The sequence below is a fragment of the Kaarinaea lacus genome (assembly GCF_975902315.1).
Map to the genome: position 1 here is coordinate 1 of NZ_CDLKIE010000440.1, position 7,731 is coordinate 7,731.

At 44.4% G+C, this 7,731-nt stretch carries 5 protein-coding genes and 1 pseudogene; 4 read left to right on the plus strand and 2 right to left on the minus strand.

Annotation, left to right across the window (positions count from 1 at the left end; all coding sequences use genetic code 11):
- Nucleotides 1–248: 248 nt before the first annotated feature.
- Nucleotides 249–2,234, minus strand: a complete 1,986-nt coding sequence (locus ACWVCM_RS13730) for a cyclic nucleotide-binding domain-containing protein (protein ID WP_455202330.1) — start codon at nucleotides 2,232–2,234, stop codon at nucleotides 249–251.
- Between the two features lie 198 nt (nucleotides 2,235–2,432).
- Between ACWVCM_RS13730 and ACWVCM_RS13735 the strand changes: the two genes are divergently transcribed.
- Nucleotides 2,433–3,377, plus strand: coding sequence for an acetylxylan esterase (locus ACWVCM_RS13735; RefSeq protein WP_455202331.1), 945 nt, complete (start codon nucleotides 2,433–2,435; stop codon nucleotides 3,375–3,377).
- A 6-nt stretch (nucleotides 3,378–3,383) separates the two neighbouring features.
- Here the strand turns inward: ACWVCM_RS13735 and ACWVCM_RS13740 are convergent, their stop codons facing one another.
- On the minus strand, nucleotides 3,384–4,115 hold the full coding sequence (locus ACWVCM_RS13740) for a hypothetical protein (protein ID WP_455202332.1): 732 nt from the start codon (nucleotides 4,113–4,115) through the stop codon (nucleotides 3,384–3,386).
- Between the two features lie 188 nt (nucleotides 4,116–4,303).
- Here ACWVCM_RS13740 and ACWVCM_RS13745 point away from each other — a divergent pair, with 188 nt between their 5' ends.
- The 3 genes and pseudogenes from ACWVCM_RS13745 to ACWVCM_RS13755 all read left to right on the plus strand — a co-directional run.
- Complete coding sequence (locus ACWVCM_RS13745) at nucleotides 4,304–5,752, plus strand: circularly permuted type 2 ATP-grasp protein (RefSeq protein WP_455202333.1); 1,449 nt, start codon at nucleotides 4,304–4,306, stop codon at nucleotides 5,750–5,752.
- A gap of 190 nt (nucleotides 5,753–5,942) precedes the next feature.
- Nucleotides 5,943–6,980, plus strand: a complete 1,038-nt coding sequence (locus ACWVCM_RS13750) for an alpha-E domain-containing protein (RefSeq protein WP_455202334.1) — start codon at nucleotides 5,943–5,945, stop codon at nucleotides 6,978–6,980.
- A 33-nt stretch (nucleotides 6,981–7,013) separates the two neighbouring features.
- Nucleotides 7,014–7,731 (plus strand): annotated as a pseudogene (locus tag ACWVCM_RS13755) (hypothetical protein); the annotation flags it as partial.

Below are 7,731 nucleotides of genomic sequence, written 5' to 3' on the forward strand. Positions count from 1 at the left end.
GGCAGAACAGGCTAAACAGGTAAAGGAAATATCACAGGCATAATCTGTGCGGTTTGTTTACGTGTTCTATATCGATAATGCAGAAGCCTTCACTGCTTTTAGTTGTGCATAATATATGCTCGACGAGCAGGTAGACTAATCAAGACAAGATTGAAGAAGGGTATTTGTCATGCTCTACTATGATATGGAACATTTCTGTCACTCATCAAGCTGTGCGCAACACTTCATGGACGAGTAGTCGTGATTTGCTAGTATTTTCTTGCCAGATACTGTGCTTCTGTCAGGTATGTTTTGTATTTTAAACGCAAGCTGGATAAAAATGTGTTCATTGCATGAGGGTCTTCTGGATCGATGACATCGCAAACCTTGATTGGTTGTTTAATAATTGCAGTAACTACAGCCTCGCTCAATGGTTTATCAAAATTGGCTACCACAATCGGCACGACCAGTGTTTCTGTATTTTGCATGGCTGCGAGCCTGAAAGCGCCGCTCTTGAATGGGCCTGGCGAATCTTTGGACCAATGGCTAGTACCTTCCGGACACATGATTATGTTATTACCCTGTTGCAGGTATTCTGATGCTTCGCTAAAAAAATCATCTCTCCAGTTTGCATTGTCTCCTGTGCTGTTAACAGGCTGCGACTCCTTCGTATAAACATAAATATGCCCTAGCCGCTGGTAATAAGATTCGTGGCCATATTCTGCCGCGCGATTTTTACGGACAACACGTATTCCGCTGTCACCATATTTTTTATATAAAATCATTGAGCTAATGAAATGAGTATCCAGTGAAAACTCGAATTCATTGGGTAGTTTGTGGTAAGGATGACTGACCAGGTGATTTAATATAAAAATATGACCACCGGTTTCCGGCAGGTGCTGTTCTCCCTGAATGATGTAGCGCGTATTGGCGAATACTTTGGCGAATTCAGCGGCGCTCAAATTTCTGATTGATTGTGGGTCTTCGCTTATCCTGGCAGTTGTCACCATCTGGTAAATTGCTTTCAGTCCTTTGTAAAAATCACATTCTCTTCGTGTTTCTAATAATATATCGCTGCATAAACTGGCAACATTATTTTCAAGTTGATTACTTTCCTGTTGTGCGCGATCGAGATAATGAAATGCGTCTTCCTGCGTGACACGGGTTTTTAATAGATAGGGTACTTTATGCAGCGGAGAATTGATGGCAAGTTGTGGCCCTAAATTATGCAGCAAGGAAGTAATAGTATTGTATTCGCTGCCGGTATATTGGTTGATTAATAAAGCACGGGTCGCACGTAGACGGCTACCAATAATATGCAGCAGTTTTTTATGTAAATCGATAGCAAATCTGGTTTTTTGGCTGCAATACTGATTTATGATCGATGCTGGAATACAACATAAAGAAGCACCTTCTTCTGCAACTGCGGTGATATCCTGGCGTTGTGATCTCGTCAGTGACGCCCAGCTAACTATCTGTCCGGGCTGGGATAAGGAACGTACGAATACCTTGTGAGATTCCACTTCGGTTTTCTCATTTGATTCTTCCGTATAGTAAAGATTTATCTTTCCCTTTACTAACATTAATACATCAGCGGCTAATTCATTCTCCAGATAAACTGTTTCATCTTTTGAGTATCGTTGTAGCCAGCAATAATCAGCAAGGTATTTCAGGTCATGGAGTGAAAGCTCTCGGAACAAGTTTGAAGAGTTCAAATATTTAATCGCGGAGTCCGGATTAAGCTTAAGCTTAAGCTTCTTTTGGCCGGGCTGAACAGCTAGTTCTTCAGAAATTTTATTCTCTGGAAGACCGTGTAACAGGTTACGCGATTGTTCCAGTAAATTTTTGCTGGTTTCAGCAACCACGCTTAACAAGCCACGGGAAATTTCCGGATGACGCTCAATTAATCCATTTAATGCGGTGTAATTCCAGCGCAGCAAAGTTGAAGGTGCTGAAGACCGTACCTGGGTGGTATATCGATGTGGTTCGAAAATACCTGACCAGCCAATCGCACTCCATGCAGTATCCAGCCTGCCTACAGGCAGGGGCTGTTGTGTTTCATCGAGTAAAGTCACGTAGTGATCGACACTACCGTTACACAGAAGAAAAAAATCTGATGCCGATTTGAATTGCTCAGTGATGATCGACCCTTCATCAAAGCGAACTAACTCGGCTTCATTGCAGAGTTTATCAAGCGTGAGATTAGAGACTCCTTCCCAATAGGGCAGTTGTTTCAAAGCTTGTAGACTGTTCATTTACTTCACATCACAAAATAGCTATATTGATTTGGATTTAACATACAATTGCAAAAACCAATTGCAAAAATGTGGCCAGTGTATTTAGCGCATAAGTTATTGATTCTATTGATGCTACTAAAGGCCTGTTTGTGCGTTTTTGCACAAAGACCTACACGTAATATGTATTTTGCACCTTAATAGAGCATTTCAAACATAGTGACATTATCAGCTTCTGTAAAAGATATTTGTCCATCCTTAACCCGGACTGACGATTTTCTCCCCTTTTGGACAGAAACCCTGGATCAATTAGAAAGTTTACCTGTTGAGATTAGTGTTTCAGAAAAGGAAGAAACTGACGATGGTTTGTTGCTACAAAAAGTAACATATCAATCGCTGGATAATGCTGTGGTTCACGGTTACCTGTTATCACCACCCGATAATGCCGGTCCCCTTATTGTATATACGCATGGCTATATGGGGCAGTGTGAAGTGGTATGGTCATGGGCAAGACAAGGGGCGAGCGTATTTGGGATTGATATTCGTGGCTTCGGTAAAAGCAGAAATGCTGTCTCTCAATTATCCCCGCATGGCTACATACTCACAGGTATTGAATCTGAACAATCCAGTATATTACGTGGTGCTGTTTGTGATTACATCCGGGGTATTCAGGTAGCGAACGAACTATTGACAGAAAATCAGCAAGCAACCGTGTTGTATGGAAAAAGCTTTGGCGGGGCACTGGCCGCAATGGCTGCAGCGTTAACTCACAGCGCTGATCTTCTGGTTGCAGCGGTACCGACATTTGCCTGGGCTGAAGGGCGCAGAAAACTGGTTAGCCAGGGTTCCGGCGCCGAGATTAATACCTACCTCAAAATGTTTCCTGAAAAGGAACAGCAGGTCATGCAAGTATTGAGTTATTTTGACACGATGAATTTTGCGCCACTCATTGAGTCCGATGCGGTTATTGGTGTAGGACTAGAGGACGCCGTGGTACCCGCAGAAACCGTATATGCCTTTATTAATCATTTATCCTGCCACAAAGAGATAAGAGAATACCCGGTCAGCCATACCTCGTTACCGGAGGAAAGTTTATGGGATGGTTTTGAGGATGAATGGTTGCGACTTGCCTTCTCAATACAAAAAAGCTCAGGCATCTCATAGGAATCATTATTCCCAGTCAAAACGGGGCAGTTCGTGAAACAGACGATTCAATCCTTCCCGCCAGGTGGACTCTATTTCCTCAAAAAAGGGAGACCGGGGATCATAGACCTTGTGTTTGAACAGTTTCAAAGCATCTTTTTGATAAATAGCGACTTCAAATGGCGGCCCCACTGATAAATTACTGCGCATTGTTGAGTCCAGAGATATCAGTGCGCAGCGAGCTCCGTCTTCCAATGTGGTTTCACTGGTTACAAACCGGTCCAGAATGGGTTTGCCGTATTTTGCTTCACCAATTTGCAGGTAGGGCTGTGATGCCGATGCACTAATGTAGTTTCCTTCAGGATAAATGAATAAAGTATCGTGATCCCTACCTTTGATTTGCCCGCCTAAAATGAAGCTGGCTTCCATGCTGGTACCGTTTTGCCCATTGGAATCGCAATGTGTTTTTTGCACCTCGCAGCTTATTTGCCCAACATAATGCGCTGCATCAAAAAGATAATCGAAAGTATTTAAGTTTTTTTTAGCTTTGGGATACTCTAGGTCTCGTCGGAGTGTATTGACGACAGCCTGTGTCGTCCCCAGATTACCGACGCTGAGCAACATAAGGTAGCGGTCGTCATTGGTAACGAAGGTATGCATTTTGCTGTAGCTACTAATGTTGTCGACACCCGCACTGGTGCGGGAGTCCGAAGCAAACACGATACCGGTATTCAGTTTTATGCTAAGGCAATAACTCATAACGGTTTTTTGCTCGTAATCGTGAACAAATTGTGATTGTTGTAATCAAGATATATAGATTGTTAAGCGCAACATAATTGTGCATAAGCTCAATATTGGTGCGTTATTACAAAGCAATAATTCGCAACTCAAATTAATATACCACTCAATATTTAGTGTGGACAGACAAATTGATTCGGATTTAGTGTATGGCCATACGCTGGAAGGATTACAAAACGACAGGGCTCTATGACGAGCTCATTCAATCGGCTGGACGTCCCAGGAATTGGGCGCGTCCCTTGTGTCGTTATTTCAGTTCCATGAAGGACGACGAGTTAGTTGATCGTCGCACGGCCTCGGAACTTGCCATCCAGACGATGGGTATCACCTTTACGGTGTACTCCGAAGAGGAAGGCAATATCGACCGGGCCTGGCCATTTGATATTATCCCGAGAATCATCACCAAAGAGGAATGGCACCGAATAGAGAAGGGCCTTAAGCAACGAGTCCGGGCGTTAAATCTGTTTATCAATGACATTTACCACAAACAGAAAATAATCAAAGACGGTGTTTTCCCCAGTGAAATCCTGGCCAAATCAAAAAACTTTCGCAAACAATGTGTTGGTGTTAAGCCACCACTGAATGTCTGGGCGCATATTTGTGGCTCCGACCTGGTGCGGGATGCGGACGGTACGGTTTATGTGCTGGAAGACAACCTTCGCGTACCTTCCGGTGTTTCCTATATGCTGGAAAATCGCCAGGTAATGAAGCGGGTATACCCGGAATTGTTCGAACATTATGACATCCAGCCCGTCGATGACTATACATCCAAACTTTATGATTGCCTTAGAGCTTTGTCGCCACGCAAGATTGATAATCCTGAAATCGTTGTACTGACGCCGGGTATCTACAACTCTGCGTACTTCGAGCATTCTTACCTCGCCCAGGAAATGGGTGCCGAGCTGGTGGAGGGCTCCGATTTAATCGTCGGCGACGACGATTGTGTGTATATGCGTACTGTAGAAGGTCTTGAGCGAGTCGATGTCATCTACCGACGTATTGATGACTGGTTTCTCGATCCTGAAGTGTTTAATCCCGAATCCGCACTGGGTGTGCGGGGGCTAATGCGAGCCTGGAAAAAAGGCAACGTTGCGTTAGCCAATGCGCCGGGCGCTGGTGTCGCTGACGACAAGGTGGTTTATGCCTATGTGCCCCAGATGATCGAATATTATCTGGGTGAGGAAGCGCTGTTGCCCAACGTACCTACCTATTTATGTTTCGAGAAGAAACAACGCGATTATGTGTTGAAAAATTTAAATAAGTTAGTGGTGAAACCAGCAAACGAATCGGGTGGTTATGGTATGTTGATCGGCCCTCATGCCAGCAAGGACGAGCGGGAGCAATTTGCCAAACTGATCAAGAAGGATCCTCGTAATTACATTGCGCAGCCTATGCTGACGCTGTCAACCACGCCAACCTTGATTAACACCACGGCTGAACCACGTCATCTAGATTTGAGACCTTTTATTCTCAGCAGCAAGGATGTCTATGTCACCATGGGTGGTTTGACACGGGTGGCATTGAAAAAAGGATCGACAGTCGTGAACTCCTCCCAGGGGGGAGGGAGTAAGGATACCTGGATTATTGATACAAAATAGCGTCAGGTTTTGATGTAGAACAATGCGTTTGTATCGGAACTTTTTATTATCCAATTCCAGTTTGGTAACAGGGTTTACTAACAATAATTGAGGAAGAATGGCTGCATCAATAAAGTGCATTAATGGCAGTCCTGCGCTAAGGGTATGTAGTATTTTGTATGTTTTCGGACCGACAGGATAGATAGTTTTTATGTTATCTCGAGTTGCTGAACGAGTTTACTGGATGGCACGTTACGCGGAACGTGCGGAAAATATTGCACGGATCATCAACGTGTATACGAATCTGCTGCTCGATTTGCCACGCAACACTTCTATAGGTTGGCATTCGCTGGTACAGATTACCGGCAGTAAAAAATTATTTAACGAATTACATAATGACGACCTGGAACGTAATATCATGAAGTTCCTGTTGGCAGATACGCGAAATCCAGGTTCGCTGATTAATTCGCTCAGTTATGCAAGAGATAATGCCCGAACCATCCGCGGTATTCTTCCCCGAGAAGGTTGGGAACAGCTCAATGAATTGTATTTAAATACCAAATCTGAGTTACCCACTGCACTTTCCCGTCGTAATCGTTATGAGTTTCTGGCCTTGCTCATCGGTAGCGTGCAACAGCTTACAGGTCTATTGGCAGGCACCATGACGCATAATTATGCTTACCATTTTGTGCGTATTGGCCGCAACCTGGAACGTGCCGATATGACCAGCCGCATCCTGGACACTATGACCGTGGAAACCTTTCTTGACGAAGACCAGGTAGATATTACGCCCTATGATTACGTGTTGTGGATGAATGTACTAAAGTCCTTGTCGGGTTATCAAAGCTACCGGCAGGAAGTGCAGACTGCGGTGAGCCGTGGCAATATTTTGAAATTTATATTGCAGCATAAGGATTTTCCACGCGCGATACTGCATTGTCTATTGGAGTTACAGAACTCCACTCAAAAATTGCCGCGGCACCTTGCACCTATACGCTACCTCAATCGGATCATTCGCGTTATTGAAACCACGAACGTGTCGGCGCTAAGTTCAAAAGAGTTACATAAATTCATGGATGCACTGCAACTTGATATCGCAAATTTTCATGCAGTTTTTGCGAATACTTATTTTAGCGTGCTCGAAGTGGCGCCTAAACGCCGGTCGAGTAAGCCCGGAAAGAAAATTACTACTCGTAAACTCAGGAAAAAACCAGTCGGCGAAGCAAATCAGCCGGTTGCTACGCCTTAAACACTTCACCAATTTTTCGAACAGGATGCACATATGTTAGGTCGGTCAATTGATTTTAAACGTCATGGGGATAAAGAGAATTCTGCTTTCTTTGAAGATTACCTGGGCAAACTGCTGGAAGAGCGCGATCGCGTGGGTCTGACAGACCTGATTGCGGAAGTAGACGCAATTATGATGACAGTCGATCCTGGGAATGCCATCGACTACATTGCGGAACTGTCAATGATGACTCCGTATCATTATCTGGTTACCCTGGAAAGCGAAACTCACTGGACGCACATCCTGCGCATCAATATGAACTCGCCCGATATTCTGGTGCGAGAAGTTAAAGACCCCAGCATTCGCGGAATCTTTCGCAGTCTCAACGAAGTTTATCCCATCGGCGCGATTAAACCCAACTGCCGTTATATGGGAGAAATCTTTCGTGTTAACAATTTGCACGAAACTGTGGAGCTACAAACCGAAAGGGAGTTTCGATTTTTTAACCAGGACGAAGTTCGCAAGCTGGAGCTACCCGGTAACATCGCTATTTCCAAGCCTTCACCTTACACCCACAACGTTGTCGGTTACCTGGAGCGACCACTGAATCAAATCCGTGTATATGCATTGGGTATGAGTAGTATTCGTGACGACGTGCAAAAAATGTATGAAGCTGCCAAGAACATGCAGTCAGAGTTGGGGATTGACAAATTAATTGAGCCAATTGACCACCTGGCAACCAGGATATACAGCCAGAATCGCGAGGTCTCAA